We start from the raw sequence: 17,454 nt of genomic DNA, 5'->3' as shown, positions 1-17,454 counted from the left end.
CTGCATATGTTCAACAGTAAATCCAGTTCCCAGGAAAAAGAAGCCTCCACAGGTTTAGCAACAATTGTTGCATCAGGTACCGAAATCAAAGGAAATATTGAAAGCAAAGGCGACATCCGGGTGGATGGCGTGCTGAAAGGTAACCTTACCACGTCTTCCAAAGTGTTAGTAGGTCCATCGGGCAAAATTTATGGCGATGTTATTGCACAGCAAGCCGATGTGCTGGGCCAGATCGATGGCACCATCAAGGTAACCGAACTATTGTACCTGAAAGGCAGCTGCCAGATCAACGGTAATATTTATGCCGGTCAGTTACAGGTAGATGCTACCGCTTCGTTCAATGGCGAATGCCATATGGGTGCTGCTGCCGTTTCCAATGCGCCGCTTGCCAGTGTACTGGAGATCAGCAAAGAATCATCCCTGAATGCCGCAGCCAACGACCAATAAATCGTCCAAGCCAACAAAAAGTAACAGAGCTTACCTGGCACAATATGCCGGGTTGGCTTTTCAATTAATTGCTGCCTTGGGACTTGCTGTTTTCGCAGGTTTAAAAGCAGATGGCTGGTTGAAGCTGAATTTTCCTTTACTTGCATGGTTGTTACCGGTAGTGGTGCTCAGCGCCATCTTTTACCGGATTTATAAAGACACATCTGCAAGGAAATGAAGAATCAAAATCAGAAATTGTATTTGCCTATTTTGGGGCTTTTTGTTGCGCTGAGTAGTTTGTATCTGTTGGGCCAAAACTGGCTTACGAAATACGGACTTAGTTTTAATGTGCTGATGGCAGGTAACCTGATTTTATTTCTTGTGACCATTACTTCGCTCTACTTCCACATAAAAGGTTTTTTACATAAAAACATCCAGGTGTTTTTCAGAAGTGTGTATGGCGCACTTATGATCAAGATGCTCATTTGTGCAGCAGCGGTGGTGATCTATGCACTGATCGCTAAACCAAATATCAATAAGCCGGCATTGTATGTTTGTATGGCCTTGTATTTTGTGTATTCGTTTATGGAAGTGCGGATGGTGTTTCGTTTGTTGAAGCAGAAACAAGACGAGAAAAAGCGATGAGTAAAAAGGAAGTTCCGCTACATGCATTGGCTGCCTATTTACCGGAAGGTTCGGTTGAACCGGTGCTGGACTATCTCCACCAATATAAAATTCATTTAACCATTACACGGGAACGGAACAGTATACTCGGCGATTACCGGCATGCGATCAATCAGAAAAATCACCGCATCAGTGTAAACGGAAATCTCAATAAATATTCTTTCTTAGTAACGCTGTTACATGAAATAGCACACTTGCTGGCATTTGAAAATTTCGGACATCGTATTGCGGCACATGGCAAAGAATGGAAACATGAATATGGAAAAATACTTGCACAGTTTCTATTAAAGAAAATTTTTCCGGCTGATATTGAAAAGGCATTGATGAAATCATTACAAAATCCATCGGCTACCAGTTGTGGTGAAGAACATTTGATGCGTGTACTCAAAAACTATGATGTACGCAAGCAGGGAGAAGTATTGGTTGAACAATTGCAACACGATCAGCTCTTCAAAACAAAAGACGGTCGTGTATTTCAGAAAAAAGAAAAACTACGCAAACGGCATAAAGCAATTGATGTGAAGAGTGGAGCGGTTTATTTGTTTAGTGGGGTGTATGAGGTGGAGGTGATGAGGGATGAATGATGAGTGACGCTCGTCTGACGCCAACATCTGACGAATAGTAAAACAACACGTTATTCATACTCACAATTTCTTCAACATCCATCGATCACATCCAAAATGTCCGCTGTTGCCCATCGGTCCATCTAAATATTCAAATCCGAAAAGTTCATACACTTTTAATGCTTGCTTCAACTCCGGCATGGTTTCTAAATACACTTGTTCGTAACCGTTATCTTTCGCCCAGGTCAAACATTGTTCGATCATTCGCTTTCCCAATCCCTTTCCACGTGCATCTTTGTGCAGGTACATTTTTACCAATTCACAGGTTTTCGTCGGTAATCCTTCAGTTGGGTAAATGCCACCACCACCTAACAGCTTATCTTCTTCTTCTGCAACAAAATAAACACTCCCTTTGGTTTGAAACAGTTCATACAACGCATCGGTTGTAGGATCGTAATACACAGTGCCGGGTTTGTTGGCACCAAACTCTGCTAAGGATGTGCGGACAATTACAGCCAGTGCTGCATTATCGGAAGGTTGAATTGTGCGGATTGTAATACTTGGGTGCATACGTCAAAGCTAAAACGATTTTGTTTCCCACAAATACACAAAAACACAAAGGAAGAAAAGTAAACTTCTTTTCTTCCTTTGTGTTTTTGTATTTGCGAGGGGCAAGTAGCGAATAGCTGGCAGCTTTTCTAATAAGTATCTTCTAACGAATATTGTCCACCACCTAAGATGATGCCGATTTTTATACCGAGGTAATTGTTATTGATATCGCCTGTCTTTGCAACAAAGTTATATTCAACTGCTGCACGGAAATGCCATACTTCAATACCTGCTCTTGCCATGCCGCCAAATTTTGTAGATGCTGGAATAGAAAAGGTCCCTCCGTTTTGACTGTCGGCTTCAATACTCAGGAAATTATAAATACCGGCGCCACCACCTATGAATGGGCGAACGGTTCGGTTTGCAAAATAATATTCAGCCGTTGGAACAAAGGAAATACCAACACCTGCTTCGCCATTTGCATTTGGATTCGTTCCGCTTACGCCTGCATAGCCACGGGCCATTGCTGTTGCTTCCATCCGCAAGCCAACTGTTATGCGATCCAATGCATTGAAACGTGGTTCCAATGCCAGCAATACACCTGCCTTCGCACCTTTTCCTGCGGGACGGGCATAACCTGCATCAAGCAATACTTCAAATGGTTTGAAATGATGTTGTGTTTCGAAACGAAGTTGTGCAGAAGCTGACTGAATTGTAATGAAGCTAACAAGTAAAACAAAACTGTTACGGAGTAGTCCTTTCATGTGATAATTGGTTGATGGTTTACAATTGCTGAATCGGTTCAAAAAGCAAGCCGACCAGGCAAAGTGAATGGTTAAACTATTCACAAGGTATAAAAACGAATGCCACACGGAAATCGTATGGCATTGGCTGTTTATTTTTACTTGGACTTATGCTACTGCTTGTTTTACCAATGCAGCTGCTTCGCTTAACTGAATAGCACTTTGTACTTTCAATCCGCTTTCATCGATCAGCTTCTTTGCTTCTTCAGCATTTGTACCTTGTAAACGTACGATGATGGGAACAGGAATATTACCAATTGTTTTGTACGCTTCAATTACACCTGCAGCAACACGATCGCAACGAACAATACCACCAAAGATGTTGATGAGAATTGCTTTTACGTTTGGATCTTTTAAAATGATCTTGAAACCTGCTTCAACAGTTTGTGCATTGGCAGTGCCACCTACGTCGAGGAAGTTTGCCGGTTGTCCACCACTCAACTGGATCATATCCATGGTAGCCATTGCCAAACCCGCACCGTTCACCATACAACCTACGTTACCATCAAGCTTAATAAAGTTGAGGTTGTGGTTGCCTGCTTCTACTTCTGTAGGGTCTTCTTCAGTTGTATCACGCATGTTGGCAACATCAGGATGACGCATCAACGCATTATCATCAATGTTCATTTTGCAATCCACTGCAATGATCTTGTTATCGGCTGCTTTGAACAGCGGATTAATTTCAAGCATACCACAATCCAATCCAACGTATGCATTGTAAAGATTCGTTACAAACTTTACACAGTTCTTAAACGCTTCACCACTCAAACCAAGATTGAAAGCGATCTTTCTTGCCTGGAACGCTTGTAATGGTCCGCCCGGGTTAACCCACTCTTTAAATATTTTTTCGGGAGTGTCATGTGCAACATCTTCAATGTTCATACCGCCCTCGGTACTGTACATGATCACGTTTTGTTTTTTTGTACGATCGAGGAGAATAGAGAGATAAAATTCTTTACGCTCTGTTGGTCCATCGTAATACATATCCTGTGCAACAAGGATCTTGTTTACCACTTTACCGGCAGGTCCTGTTTGAATGGTTACCAATGTGCCACCCAAAATACCTTTTGCAAACTCAGTGATCTGGTCAATATTTTTTGCAACTTTCACACCATTCATACCGGTTTCTTTCACAGTTCCCTTACCACGGCCACCCGCATGAATTTGCGCTTTTACAACTGCAAAGCTGCTGCCGCTTTGGTTCTTGATCTGGCGATACGCTTCTTCGGCTTCATGTACTGTGCTGCAGGCAAATCCTTCCTGCACCGGAACATTGTATTTCTTCAATAATTCCTTGGCTTGATATTCGTGGAGGTTCATATGCAAAAAATTTCGGCGAAGATAAGGAAAGAACAGGTGGGAATAAGACAGAACATGAAGCGTTTTATGATACCGGCTTCATCTCTTTGAGCATCGCCTGTTGCGTCGCAATCCGTTCATGGTTCGGGAATACTAATCGGCATGTGATCGATCGTGCCAATTCTTTATCTTACTGTCATGAACCGGCTTTTTATATTGTTTTTAATCATTCTTTTCTGTGCTTGCAAAGGCAATCAAAAGCTTGTGATCGCTCAACGAAAAATCAACGCTGTAAAGGGTTCTGCGTTTTTTCAACAGGCAACAACAATGAATTGGAAGCAACGTGATTCCTTTGCGATTGCTGAATTGCTTGCCGGCAACATGCCCGATTTTTTGCGAACGTTTGTTTCTGTTTCAATCAGCATCACCGATTCGACAAGCAATAAAAAAATTACGGCCGTTCTGTACGTAGCACCTGACTACTTAAGTGTGGGAACAAACGATGATTGGGCAAGGATTCCTTTAACGCCCATGTCGGCCCAGTTAATGGCTGACACTTTTCATTGCTTCCTGCCAACAAAGAAATTGGTGGATGACATTTACAAAGCTGCAAACGTAAAAATAGAACCGGTGCCTATGTTTGCTTTTCGTGACAGTACACCTACCATGTATCAGCATCATCTCATCATTGAAGGACAACGAACGTTGCGGAAAGGATTGATTGCAGGTATTAAAAAAGATGTGGTACTTACCGAACAATTAAAACCTGCAGGGAAACAAAATAAAGTAGCGATCTATGGCTGGCATTATTCAACAGGCAAACCCATCCAACCTGTTTATACCGGACATGTCAACTGGTATGTTGATTACAGTCACGGCATCCGGTTAATTTATGAGCGCATCAAAGTAAACGGAAAATGGATGCACTATACTGAACTGGCAAACCACCCGCTCTTATTCCGTTTGCTTACGGATGAATCTTCATTTTCCTTTATACGATACCCGTACGAAAGCAATATATTTGCCGCCTTACAAAAATGAAAGAAATGGGAGAGTTATTGAATAAGATCAACGAAACGGTGGCGTATATCCGAAGCCAGTATGCAGATGAATCAACAGTAGGTGTGGTGTTGGGCAGCGGCCTCGGTCATTTTACCGATGAACTGCAAATTGAAAAAGAGATCAGCTATAATGAGATACCGCATTTTCCGGTATCAACAGTGGAAGGACATAAAGGCAAGTTGGTATTTGGCAAACTGGGGAATAAAAATGTAGTGGTAATGGCTGGTCGTTTTCATTACTATGAAGGTTATTCGATCGGAGAAGTGGTATATCCCATCCGGGTAATGAAATACTTAGGTGTGCAGTCATTGGTGATCAGCAATGCAGCAGGTGGTGTTAATACAGCCTTCAAAGTAGGTGATCTCATGATCATCAAAGATCATATCAGTCAGCTTACACCCAATCCGCTTATCGGTAAAAACATGAGTGAACTTGGCCCACGCTTTCCTGATATGAGTGAACCTTACAAAAAAGACTTCATTAAAAAAGCAAAAGCGATTGCAGCCAGCATGAACATTGATGTAAAAGAAGGTGTGTATTGTGGTGTAACAGGTCCCACGTTTGAAACACGCAGCGAATATAAAATGATCCAGATGCTCGGCGGCGATGCAGTGGGCATGAGCACGGTTGCCGAAGTAATTGCGGCTATTCACATGAGCATTCCTGTTTTTGCCATGAGTGTGATCACTGATATTGGTATTCGTGAAGAAGAAAATATCATCACCCATGAAGAAGTATTACAGGCAGCAAAAGAAGCGGAGCCAAAAATGACGGCAATTGTGAAACAGTTAATTCTTGAACTTTAAGTTGCTTTTAGTAAAGTGGCCATTCAATTCGTTTATTTTTGCACGGGCCGGTAAAGCCCTTTTTTCATCTATGACCCGTTTACTGCTGTTATTTTTTCTCATCATTTCATCGTATGCTGTGCAGGCGCAAAACCCGTTACAACGGATGCCCGGCGGAGCCTTATTAGGTGGTAGCAGAATGGGCGGCGGCGGTGGTGGAGGCGGTGGTCCTTTCAAAGATTCGCTCCTGCACCGTACCGGACTGGAAGATTCACTCACGCTGATTTACCGTTATTTAGACACGGCCCGCTTTTATTCCCTTGATTCATCTGTAAACGATTTCAGTAAACGCTGGCACGTTCCCTGGTCGAATATTGTGCTGGGGAATACGGGAGGTGCTACACGCTCTTTGTTGTTTTCGCCTACTATGAAAGCCGGATGGGATCATGGATTCCATGCCTACGACGAATACATTTCGAAGGTGGAGCAACTGAAATTCTACAATACTACAAGGCCTTACACCCAGCTTGATTATGTGCTTGGTCCAAACAATGAACAGAATATTGGTGTGTTGCATACACAAAACATCCGTTACAACTGGAATTTTGCGTTCAATTTTAAACTTATTAATTCGCCCGGCATTTTCCGCAATCAGAAAAACAGTCATACCAATCTCAATTTCAATACCTGGTACACCTCGCCAAAACGGCGGTACACAGTTTATTTTATTGCTGCGAATAATCGAATTGGTGCAACTGAAAATGGTGGTATCCAAAGCACGAGGTTTTTAGACAGTCTCCCTTTTTTTTCTGAGCGTTTCAGTATCCCTACCAACTTAGGTGGCGTTGAGCCCGTTCGATCAAATTTTTTGAGTAATACAATTAATACCGGTAATCGCTATACGGTTACAAATTTTTTAGTACGTCATCATTATGATCTTGGCAAGAAAGATTCGGTTGTTACCGATTCAAGTGTGGTGTATTTCTTTTATCCCCGCTTCCGGTTTCAACATACCATGCAGTTTGATCGCTATTCATTGCAATACCTTGATACGAGGGTTGACACTGCAGGGTATAAATTATTGTATGGCTTATCAGGGTTGCCGGCAACTTTTGGTATCAAGGACTATTGGCAAACATTGACGAATGAAGCGGCTATTTATTCGTTTCCTGATATCAAAAATCAACAGCAATTTATTAAGGCAGCAGCCGGTTATCAATTTTTGGAAGCCGATTTTGGCAGCAATGAGCCATCGTTCACCAATATTTATTTGAATGGGGAGTATCGCAATAAAACAAAAAATAAAAAATGGGATATGGAACTGGCGGGTACATTATACATGGCTGGTTTCAATAGTGGCGATTATAGTGTAATAGCTTCGTTGAAACGATTGATTGGGCAGAAGCTCGGTTATCTTTCATTGGGATTCCGGAATGTGAGTCGCACACCTTCGTTTATTCATGACGACAGAAGCAACTTTAAAAAATTCAATTTGGGTAACACCAGCTTTGGAAAGGAAAATACAACCATTGCTTCTGCCACATACGAGCTGCCGCAGCAGCGATTGAAGTTAGGCGCCAACTATTTTCTTGCATCCAATTATATCTATTTCAAAGACTACACGCAGGCAGAACAGGAAGCAACCTTATTTAATGTGCTTCAATTGCAACTGGAAAAACAATTCCGTTTATGGAAGCATTGGAATTGGTACACCGAAGTGCACGTACAACAGGCAACTGCCAATGCTCCGGTAAACCTGCCGCTTGTGTTTACACGAAACCGTTTTGCGTTTGAGGGAAAGTTTTTTAAAACATTAAACCTTAGCACGGGTGTTGAAATGCGTTATCATACGGCTTATAAAGCCGACAGTTTTTCACCGGTACTGGGTCAGTTTTTTCTGCAAAACACCGAGACGGTCCGGAATTTACCCGATATCGCAGCTTATGTGCAGTTCCGGATCAGAAGTTTAACAATGATCATCCGTGCCGAAAATCTTAATACTGTCCAAACGAGCCCTTCGTTCAGCTTCTTAAACAATAACTTAGCTACACCGCTACACCCAACCCCCGGATTTTTTGTGCGGTTTGGCCTTTATTGGGGCTTTGTTAACTGATGAGAATCAAGTTCTCATCAAAAGATTCGTTTATCTTTGTAGCAATGTTCAAGAAGTTCCTTTTATTCATTGTTGCCGTTTTTTACCTAGCCGCTACCAGCGGGATGGTGATCAATGTGCATTACTGTATGGGTAAGGTTTCTTCTATCACATTCAATGAGGACGCAGATCACAACGATGGCGCCTGCGGTAAATGCGGCATGGCGAAAACAGAAAACCATTGTTGCAAGGATGAGATCTCAAAAGGGAAGATGAACGATTCCCATCAAACATCCACGGTAGCATTTGAATTGGCTGCTGCGAGTTCTGCCGTTCCGGTTCGTACAACTGTATTATCAGATCCTGAACAAGGGCAATCTGCTATTCCCATCCTTACTTATTTTTCTCCCCCTCCGAGGGTACTTAACCGGGTATATCTGGATGTGAATGTTTTTCGTATTTAGATTCGATTGGTTCGTAGTTAATTTTCTGCGTTATTGCAGGAACCGTATTTCTATTTATTCAATCAAAATCAATTACAATGAAATCATTTCAATTTATAGCCGCATTCATCTTTTTGTTTGCATGCATTCAAACAAGCAACGCACAATCAAAAACAAGTGGTAAACAAGCTGCTGTAACAACTGCCGTATTTAAAGTATGGGGTAACTGTGGCATGTGTAAGAAAACGATTGAAGGTGCTGCTAAAACAAATGGTGCAACTTTTGCTGAGTGGAACGAAGACAGTAAAATGCTGACGGTAAAATATGCCGCTGCAAAATCATCCGATGATAAAATCCAGAAAGGAATTGCAGCTGCAGGTTACGACAATGAAAAATATGTAGCACCCGATGACGTGTACAATAATTTACATGAGTGCTGCAAATACGATCGTAAAACAGCTTCTGCTACAACAAAAGAAGCAACAGCTTGTTGCATGAAAGATGGTAAGTGTACAGGCGACAAACCATGTTGTAAAAAAGTAGAAGGTAAATCCGACTGCTGTGCAAATGGTACCTGTGCAAAAGAAGGTGGTTGCTGCGCCGGCATGACATGTGAAAAAGGTGGCGATTGCTGCAAGAAAGAAGGTTCTGTAGCAAAAGCTGATTGCTGCAAGGATGGTAAATGTACACATCACTAAAATGTACGATGGCTGCTGATGACAACAAGCCATCAGCAGCTTTTTCTCAATCACCAAATACATTAACATGAAAAACGTTTTGTTATTGATATGTCTGTTTGTTGGTGTAACAGCGTCTGCACAATTTAAATCGGCAACGTTACAAGCCAGTGGCTTAACCTGTGCGATGTGCAGTAATGCGATCAACAAATCATTAAAAACACTTTCGTTTGTTACGGGAGTGGAAGCTGATATTAAAACATCTTCTTTCGTCATTAACTTTAAAGAAGGTGCTGATATTAATTTCGATCAATTGCGTAAGAAAGTGGAAGATGCAGGTTTTTCTGTGGCCAAACTGCAGATCGTTGCAGACTTTAAAAATGTAACTGTACAGAACGATCAGCCACTTACTGTTGATGGAAAAGTATTACATTTTCTAAATGTGAAAAGTCAGCAGTTGAATGGCGAAAAGACCATTACGATCGTTGATAAAAATTTTCTATCAGCAAAAGAATATAAAAAATACGCCGGGCTCACCAAAGCTGAAAGCTTTAAAACAGGTGAAACAAAGGGAGTGCGTGTTTATCATGTAACGATTTAAAAAACTAACGGGAAGCAACAACTGCTTCCCTTTTTTCAATTATGTTTCGATTCCTACTATTCAGTCTGATGCTGTTGACCTGTTCAATGGCAAGCGGGCAGGAGTTATATATTTTTTCAAATCCTGCTTCCAATATTCCGGCAAAAGCTCTTGTTGCCAAAGCATCCATGAAAACAATGCGTGCATACCACAACAACGAACGGGAATACAGATTTATGCCCGAACTCCAGTTGGGCTTAACTAAAAACTGGATGCTCACAGGCAACGTAAGTTTTTCCAACATGTATTTTCAATCGAAGCAACAATTTGAAAGTGCTCGGCTTTATTCCAAATACCGGTTTTACAGTAATGATGAAGTGCACAAACATTTTCGTGCAGCATTGTATGGTTCGGCGGCATGGAGCAATAATCCTTTGGTGTACCAGGAGTTGAGTTTGGATGGCGATAACAGTGGTTTACAGTTGGGTGCTGTTGCCACACAATTAGTTGGCAAGTTTGCTGCTTCGGCAGGCGCATCATATATCCGTCAATTAGAAAAAGATAATAAGGTTGATTTTGGAATTCCTTTTTCAAACGAAGCAATTCTGTATAATCTCTCAATGGGCTATTTGCTGTTCCCGAGAAACTATGATAATTACAAACAGACAAATGTCAACTTGTACTGTGAGTTTCTTGGTCAGCAGAGTACAGATGTGAAAGCCAGTTATATTGATATTGCTCCGGCTATTCAATTGATCTTTAACAGCAGCACACGGTTCAATCTGGGTGCCCGTTATCAACTAGCAGGCAATGCACATCGTATGGCTGAACGTTCGGTATTCATCAGCCTTGAGCATTACTTTTTAAATGCCTTGAAATGAAACTGATCAAACCTGTATTCCTATTTCTTCTCTCCCTTTTTCGAAAGAAAGATTGTTGCAGATAAACGAAGCCTGTTCATTTTTGAACAGGCTTTTTTACTTACAGCCGGTAGTATTCTCTGAAATAAATTTGACTTTATGTAACTAATTTCTATATTTGTCTAAATATAAATTTAGACAAGTCTAAAAAATAGTTATGAGGGCTGTAATTTTTGTGTGGATGATGTTACTGGGTTTGGCCGCTGCCGGTCAATCCAATACCATTCGTGGGGAGGTGATCGATCTTCGTTCGGAGGAGCGGCTAAAACATGTTACTGTACTGAACCTTCAAAGCAAACAATCTGTATTAACTGACCATCAGGGTGAGTTTGTTTTAGCAGCTGCAGAAAGCGACAGTATTACTATTTCGGCAGTTGGTTATCTTACCGATACAGTTGTAATTTCTTCATCCAACAAGTTTATTGCTGTGCAACTAAAACCTCTTACCAAATCATTGGAAGAGGTGGTGATCAGTGGTACCATGCGGGAGATCAGGAAATCAACCAGTCCCATTGCGGTTGAATCGTACTCTGCAAAATTTTTCAAAAAGAATGTAAGCGCTTCAGTGTTTGAATCCTTATCGATAGTAAATGGCGTACAGCCACAACTAAATTGCAACGTATGTAATACAGGAGATATTCATATCAACGGAATGGAGGGACCGTACACAATGGTGTTGATCGATGGGATGCCGGTGGTGAGTAATCTGGCAACGGTGTATGGTTTTTCCGGTATTCCGGCAAGCCTGATCAAGCGTGTGGAAATTGTAAAAGGCCCTTCTTCAACATTGTACGGAAGTGAAGCGGTTGCAGGGTTGATCAATATCATTACAAAAGATCCGTCATCTGCAGCTTTGTTTCATGCAGATGTATATGGTACGTCGTATGATGAGATCAATGCTGATGTGAGTGCAAAATTCAAATTTGGTAAAACAACTTCATTGCTCGGATTAAACCTGTTCAATTTTGGGAAACGATACGACGTGAATGGCGATAATTTTACAGACGTTACGTTGCAAAAGCGTGTTTCATTATTTAATAAATGGGATTTTAAACGCAACAGCCAACTTCCTTTTCAATTGGGTATTCGATTGCTGGCAGAAGATCGTTGGGGTGGTGAAATGCAATGGAATGAAAGCTGGAGAGGAAGCGATAGTGTGTATGGCGAAAGTATTTATACAAAACGCTTGGAAGCAATAGGTAATTATGGTATAAATGCTGGTAGCGAAAAATTAATGCTGGAGTATTCGTACAACTTTCATCACCAGGATTCGTATTACGGTGCAATTCCTTATTTCGCAAAACAACATAGTGCATTTGTACAGTTACGATGGAACAAAGAAATTGGAAAACATACCATCGTTGCGGGCTTGCCTTACCGTTATATCTGGTACGATGATAATACACCTGTTACATCAAAACCGGATGGCATTACAAACCAACCGGCTGTTAATAAACTGCAGGGTTTCTTTGTTCAGGATGAAATGAAACTGAACAATCGCTTTACAATACTGGGTGGTGTGCGGTATGAATTAACGAATCAGCATGGTGGTATTTTGTCTCCACGATTAGCAGTGAAGTGGGAGAGTGCGGATAATCAGATCATCCGCTTGAGTGCCGGAAATGGTTTCCGTGTGGTGAATTTGTTTACAGAAGATCATGCTGCATTAAGTGGCGCAAGAGAAGTGGTAATTGCTGAATCATTGAATCCTGAACGGAGTTGGAATGGGAACCTGAACTATACGGCTACATTTACACCGAAATTTGGTTTCTTCACATTGGATGCAACGTTGTTCTATACCTATTTTACGAACAAGATCATTCCTGATTACGATACTGATCCGCAGAAGATCATCTATGAAAATATTGATGGGTATGCAGTATCAAAAGGCTTTACATTGAACACTGACTTTTCATTTAAGAATCGATTAAAGATCATTGCGGGTATTACATTGATGGATGTATTTACCAAAGAAGAAAATCAATTTGGTATCAAGGAAAAGCAGCAACAATTATTTGCGCCGGCATTTTCCGGTAATTATGCCATCAGTTATACGATTCCGCAATGGAAACTGGCAATTGATCTAACGGGTAAAGTATTCGGACCGCAAAGATTACCAATTGTACCAAATGATTTTCGCCCGGAATTTTCGCCATGGTTTACATTGGCAAATCTGCAGTTGACGCAGCGTGTCGGTAAGAAAATCGAAGTGTACGCAGGTGTAAAAAATCTATTGAATTTTATGCCGAAGCATCCGATCCTTCGTGCAGAAGATCCGTTTGATAAAAATGTAAACGATCCGGTAAATAATCCAAACGGTTATACTTTCGATCCGTCTTACAACTATGCACCGTTAATGGGCAGAAGATTGATGATAGGGGTGCGATTGAATATTGAAGGGAAATGATAAACATGCATCGCTGTCTGTTCGTCTGAACGGTGATTGTATAACAGAATGCTTTTCTAAACAACAAACGCCATGCAATTCATCATGGTCTGACGGCCTTGGGGCCGTACCGACCAATGTTATTACATCCGCTCAGGCACTTTGATTCCCAACAACTGCATACCACTTGCAATTACATTCGCAGTTAATTCACAAATGAGTAAACGCAATTGTTTCTTCTCTTCTGTTTCAGCATTCATCACCGAGTGTTCGGTATAAAATGAATTGAAGGTTTTTGCAATATTATATACATAGTTTGCAAGGTGCGATGGATCATGTTCATTGCCGGATTGCTCAATAACAGTTGGAAAGTTTTCGAGATCGATCAATAATTCTTTCTCAAGTTTCAACAAGCTTGTTTGCTGCACTTTACCCGGCTGTGCTGTTTCTTTCCGAAGAATGGATTTGATCCTTGCATGCGTGTATTGAATGAACGGTCCGGTGTAGCCATGGAAATCAATTGACTCTTCCGGATTAAAGATCATTTTCTTTTTTGGATCCACACGTAACAGATAAAACTTCAATGCACCAAGGCCAATTGTTTTATATAAGTCTTTCAGTTCTTCAGCTGTAAAATCTTTTACTTTCCCAAGCTCTTCTGTTTTTTGCTGCGCTACACGTTCCATTTCATCAAGCAGATCATCGGCATCAACAACAGTCCCTTCACGGCTTTTCATTTTACCGGTTGGCAATTCAACCATGCCATAACTCAAATGATGAATACTATCTGCATAAGGCAGTCCCAGCTTTTTACAGATCAGTTGCAGCACTTTCATGTGGTAATTCTGCTCATCACCAATTACATAAATGCTCTGATCAATTCTATACTCATCATATTTCTGTTGCGCCAAACCAATATCCTGTGTGATGTAAACAGACGTGCCATCTTTCCGCTGTACAATTTTTTCATCCAGTCCATCAGCTGTCAGATCGATCCACACACTTCCATCTTCTTTTTGCACGAATACATTTTTCTCCAATCCTTCCTGCACTGTTTTCTTGCCGAGTAAATACGTATTGCTTTCGTAGTAGATCTTATCAAAGTCACTGCCAATACGTTTATAAGTCGTATCGAAACCGGCATATACCCAGGTATTCATTTCTTTCCATAATTCCATTACCTCAGGCTTACCTGCTTCCCAGTCGAGCAACATTTGTTGTGTTGCTTTCATAATGGGTGCTTCTTTTTCTGCAGTTGCTTTGTCAACTCCTTCACTTATCAAATTTTCAACCTGCGATTTATACTCGTCATTAAACTTCACATAGTAATCTCCTACAAAGTGATCTCCTTTTGTATTGGTTGATTGTGGTGTGGCTCCGTTTCCAAACAGTTGCCAGGCGATCATACTTTTGCAAATATGAATCCCACGATCATTTACAATACAGGTCTTTACTGTATCATAACCGTTTGCATTGATGATGGCAGCAGTACTCCAGCCTAAAAAATTATTCCGTAAATGACCTAGATGCAGTGGTTTGTTGGTATTGGGAGATGAATATTCCACCATTACTTTTTGGTGTTTCGCTGCGCCTTTACCAAAGCTAACATCGTTATAATGGCTGGTAAGGATGTTCAACCAATAAGCATCTGCAACTGTAAGATTTAAAAACCCTTTGATGATATTGTAAGAAGTGAAAAGTGTTGGATCGCTTTCAACCATATGTTTCCCCAGTTCATTCCCTAACGCATCCGGACTTTTTGATAGTGGTTTCAGTAACGAAAACAATACAACGGTATAATCACCTTCAAATTCAGGTTTGGTTTTATTGATCTGAAAATCTTTTGCAGTAAATGTTTTGCCATAAAGCTGTTCCAAACTTTTGATCGCCGCCTGTTGTATCTGTTGCTGAATTGCCATGCTTTTAGATTGTGCGGCAAAAATAAATGAATTGACTGATGCTTTTCGGCACACAATGAATTCCTGTAAAAGAAAAAGCCTCCACAATGGGAGGCTTTGAATAAATACGTTTCATGAAGTTATTGTCCGTTAACTCTGAACTGGAAGCCGCCATTACCACCTCTGCCCATTTCACTCATTGGTTTAATATCATAATCTTTCGGAATGATAAATACTTTGTCATCCACTTTTGCAGTAAGATCTACCTTCGTTACCTGGAAATGAACTTTTGCTCCATTAGGACGAACAATCTCAAATTCCATTGGAAAACCTTTCAGTTTCTGAATGCCTGGAATGTTTGCCATGCGCATTACATCTCTGATCTTGAAACCTTCTCCCATGATAAATTCAGGACTATACCAAACTACCTGTTGTACTTCCTGATCTCTACGATCTTTGTAACGCAACAATGCTTTGTTGCAAACCATACCTGCGATCTTCTTCGTTTCGCTGAGATATTCAATAAATACTTCGGGGTTGAATTGTTGGATCCGTTGCTGACGACCGGAATCTGAACCTGCCATCATCCGCTGCATATCATCATCAGTTGTATAAAAACCCATTTTGCGACCCATTGCTTCAAAGAGAGTTGTGGTTTTCTTCTCTTTACTGTCAATGATCACCTGGTTGGTACCCATGCCCATATCACTTTCAATCTTGGTCATGCCATTCTTGAAATACATTTTTGATTTGATCTCTCCGTCGCCAATTCTCACCATCATTCTGCCTTCACCATCGCCCGATACGGGAGGTCCGCCATCAGCATTGGGGTTGCTGCTTTCTGTTTTCATTTGAATTACCGCTTCGTTTACAACTTGCTGGGCCACACCTGTGCCGTACATGAAAAAGGCGGTTATGGCAATCACAATCGATTTCATCGTTAAGAGTTTAGAAAGCGAATTTACGAGGTAGTTCGTAAAGTTGTACAACCGGTTGTGTAATTGCGGAAAGGTTAACAAAAAAAGAAGGGTTGATAGAAATCAACCCCGAAACCTAAACCAACTGCATGTAGAAAATCTTAATTATTTTATCTGGTTCAACAACGCATCCATGCTTTTGTCGGCACTTACAGCCGCAGCCGGACGAATTGGACTGATAATAGTTTTATTGATCAATGCATCAATTTTGTTGTCAGCATCTGTTGTACTTACTGGTTTGCCTTGCTCAATTGAAGCGGCATAAACCATCAGGTCAACATTTTCATCAGCTGCTGCATTGTTAGCAGTGATCAGCTTTCTGAACTGAGACGCTTTTGCCTTGTTTTCAGCATCATCAGCGATCATCATATCGATCGACGCATCAGCATCTGTTAAGGCAGGCTGCATCATTTTACCGAAGAGGGGAGCAGCTACAGCTTCTGTAAACTTGTTGTTTATTTCATCGTCAGCAACGGCGCTTGTAGTTTGCAAATTTTTGCTGTAGGCAACTGCCATTTTCTGGTTCATTTTCTCAGCAACAGTAAAGGATACATCCATTTTATTGTCGGCCAAGCCAATTGAATTGAAATTGATCCTCTTATAAGTATAGGCTTTCAAACTGTTTACCCAAGTGGCAATATCCATATTGTTGATCCGTACTTCAGCAGTAAATGCATTGGCATTTGTGATCACAATTTGTTGGTTGCCGGTTGCGAAAGTTACTGTGCAGCAACTGTCAGCAACAGCCGGGTTAAACTGGTTAACTGTCTTTTCTTCTGCTTTCTTAGTGGTGTCGTCTTGGGTAAAAGACATTGAAGCCAAGGCAATAACTGCGAAGAGTACTGAAGCGGTCATACGCATCATTCTTCTTACTAAGCTTTTGTTCTGTTTGAGTGTTCCGTTCTGGTCGGAGTTCACTGTTAATTTTGTTGTCATCTTCTTTTTTGATGTTTAAGGTTCTATTTATTTTTTCCCTTTCGGGGTTTCTTTTCTTCCGATTGTATAACAAAGATACTATTAAAAGCTGGTACTTTGCAATACATAATACCTTGTTTGGCTTATTAAACTGATGAGTGGTCAATTTTTTATGATGACCGGCCATCAAGGCAATTTGTTCTGGTTTAATCGTTACTTTTTTGGTCTGGTACTCGTGTCGGGCAGTTTAACAGGGAAGGTGTTTCGAAGTAAACTGTCAAAGGCGGTGTTTCTATATTAACCGGAGCTTTGGGTACCTATTTTTCACGTTTGACGCTGCAAAGTTACATAGTGCTAAACTATCTTCCAACTAAATTTTCAAAAATTTTTGAAAA

General features: G+C 41.0%; 18 protein-coding genes. 12 read left to right on the top strand and 6 right to left on the bottom strand.

Annotated elements, in window-relative coordinates; translation table 11 throughout:
• The first annotated feature begins 6 nt into the window (after positions 1-6).
• The 4 genes from WG989_RS00170 to WG989_RS00155 are packed head-to-tail and all read left to right on the top strand — an operon-like array spanning position 7 to position 1,694.
• Entirely contained in the window at positions 7-447 is a 441-nt protein-coding gene (locus WG989_RS00170; RefSeq protein WP_340426462.1) for a bactofilin family protein, read from the top strand.
• On the top strand, positions 425-664 hold the full coding sequence (locus WG989_RS00165) for a hypothetical protein (RefSeq protein WP_324230149.1): 240 nt from the start codon (positions 425-427) through the stop codon (positions 662-664). The genes WG989_RS00170 and WG989_RS00165 overlap by 23 nt, the downstream gene beginning before the upstream one ends.
• Positions 661-1,071: a hypothetical protein gene (locus WG989_RS00160; protein WP_340426458.1), complete on the top strand. Its 411-nt coding sequence runs from the start codon at positions 661-663 to the stop codon at positions 1,069-1,071. Before WG989_RS00165 ends, WG989_RS00160 begins: the two co-directional genes overlap by 4 nt.
• Entirely contained in the window at positions 1,068-1,694 is a 627-nt protein-coding gene (locus tag WG989_RS00155) for a SprT-like domain-containing protein (protein WP_340426457.1), read from the top strand. The genes WG989_RS00160 and WG989_RS00155 overlap by 4 nt, the downstream gene beginning before the upstream one ends.
• 60 nt (positions 1,695-1,754) lie before the next feature.
• Here WG989_RS00155 and WG989_RS00150 read toward each other — a convergent pair whose 3' ends face one another.
• From WG989_RS00150 to sucC, 3 genes are all read right to left on the bottom strand, one after another.
• Positions 1,755-2,243, bottom strand: a complete 489-nt coding sequence (locus WG989_RS00150; protein ID WP_340426455.1) for a GNAT family N-acetyltransferase — start codon at positions 2,241-2,243, stop codon at positions 1,755-1,757.
• A 128-nt stretch (positions 2,244-2,371) separates the two neighbouring features.
• Positions 2,372-2,986 carry a hypothetical protein gene (locus tag WG989_RS00145; RefSeq protein ID WP_340426453.1) on the bottom strand — a complete coding sequence of 205 codons (615 nt, stop codon included), beginning with the start codon at positions 2,984-2,986 and terminating at the stop codon, positions 2,372-2,374.
• Positions 2,987-3,133: 147 nt separating this feature from the next.
• Positions 3,134-4,345: an ADP-forming succinate--CoA ligase subunit beta gene (gene sucC / locus WG989_RS00140; RefSeq protein ID WP_340426451.1), complete on the bottom strand. Its 1,212-nt coding sequence runs from the start codon at positions 4,343-4,345 to the stop codon at positions 3,134-3,136.
• A 306-nt stretch (positions 4,346-4,651) separates the two neighbouring features.
• Between sucC and WG989_RS00135 the strand changes: the two genes are divergently transcribed.
• The 8 genes from WG989_RS00135 to WG989_RS00100 all read left to right on the top strand — a co-directional run bounded on the left by WG989_RS00135 (position 4,652) and on the right by WG989_RS00100 (position 13,290).
• A complete protein-coding gene (locus WG989_RS00135) occupies positions 4,652-5,365 on the top strand; it encodes a hypothetical protein (RefSeq protein ID WP_340426450.1) in 714 nt (237 codons plus the stop codon).
• A gap of 5 nt (positions 5,366-5,370) precedes the next feature.
• The gene (locus tag WG989_RS00130) at positions 5,371-6,192 is read left to right on the top strand and encodes a purine-nucleoside phosphorylase (RefSeq protein ID WP_340426448.1); all 822 of its coding nucleotides are present in this window, start codon (positions 5,371-5,373) and stop codon (positions 6,190-6,192) included.
• Between the two features lie 70 nt (positions 6,193-6,262).
• Complete coding sequence (locus WG989_RS00125; RefSeq protein WP_340426447.1) at positions 6,263-8,284, top strand: putative porin; 2,022 nt, start codon at positions 6,263-6,265, stop codon at positions 8,282-8,284.
• Complete coding sequence (locus WG989_RS00120) at positions 8,284-8,727, top strand: HYC_CC_PP family protein (RefSeq protein WP_340426446.1); 444 nt, start codon at positions 8,284-8,286, stop codon at positions 8,725-8,727. Before WG989_RS00125 ends, WG989_RS00120 begins: the two co-directional genes overlap by 1 nt.
• 77 nt (positions 8,728-8,804) lie before the next feature.
• Positions 8,805-9,404, top strand: a complete 600-nt coding sequence (locus WG989_RS00115) for a heavy-metal-associated domain-containing protein (protein ID WP_340426445.1) — start codon at positions 8,805-8,807, stop codon at positions 9,402-9,404.
• Positions 9,405-9,471: 67 nt separating this feature from the next.
• A complete protein-coding gene (locus WG989_RS00110; RefSeq protein WP_340426444.1) occupies positions 9,472-9,984 on the top strand; it encodes a heavy-metal-associated domain-containing protein in 513 nt (170 codons plus the stop codon).
• Positions 9,985-10,025: 41 nt separating this feature from the next.
• Positions 10,026-10,844, top strand: coding sequence for a hypothetical protein (locus WG989_RS00105; protein WP_340426443.1), 819 nt, complete (start codon positions 10,026-10,028; stop codon positions 10,842-10,844).
• Between the two features lie 196 nt (positions 10,845-11,040).
• Positions 11,041-13,290 carry a TonB-dependent receptor gene (locus tag WG989_RS00100; protein ID WP_340426442.1) on the top strand — a complete coding sequence of 750 codons (2,250 nt, stop codon included), beginning with the start codon at positions 11,041-11,043 and terminating at the stop codon, positions 13,288-13,290.
• A 122-nt stretch (positions 13,291-13,412) separates the two neighbouring features.
• Here the strand turns inward: WG989_RS00100 and argS are convergent, their stop codons facing one another.
• The 3 genes from argS to WG989_RS00085 form a co-directional block, all read right to left on the bottom strand.
• Positions 13,413-15,188 (bottom strand): arginine--tRNA ligase, encoded by a 1,776-nt coding sequence (gene argS / locus WG989_RS00095; protein ID WP_340426440.1) that lies wholly within the window; start codon positions 15,186-15,188, stop codon positions 13,413-13,415.
• A 119-nt stretch (positions 15,189-15,307) separates the two neighbouring features.
• Positions 15,308-16,105 (bottom strand): hypothetical protein, encoded by a 798-nt coding sequence (locus tag WG989_RS00090; protein ID WP_340426438.1) that lies wholly within the window; start codon positions 16,103-16,105, stop codon positions 15,308-15,310.
• Positions 16,106-16,249: 144 nt separating this feature from the next.
• Entirely contained in the window at positions 16,250-17,080 is an 831-nt protein-coding gene (locus tag WG989_RS00085) for a hypothetical protein (RefSeq protein ID WP_340426437.1), read from the bottom strand.
• Positions 17,081-17,454 lie beyond the last annotated feature (374 nt).

Source organism: Lacibacter sp. H407, from assembly GCF_037892605.1.
In the GTDB taxonomy this organism is placed as follows: Bacteria; Bacteroidota; Bacteroidia; order Chitinophagales; family Chitinophagaceae; genus Lacibacter.
Note: the sequence above shows the minus strand (reverse complement) of the source record. Positions and strands in the feature narration are given on the sequence as shown.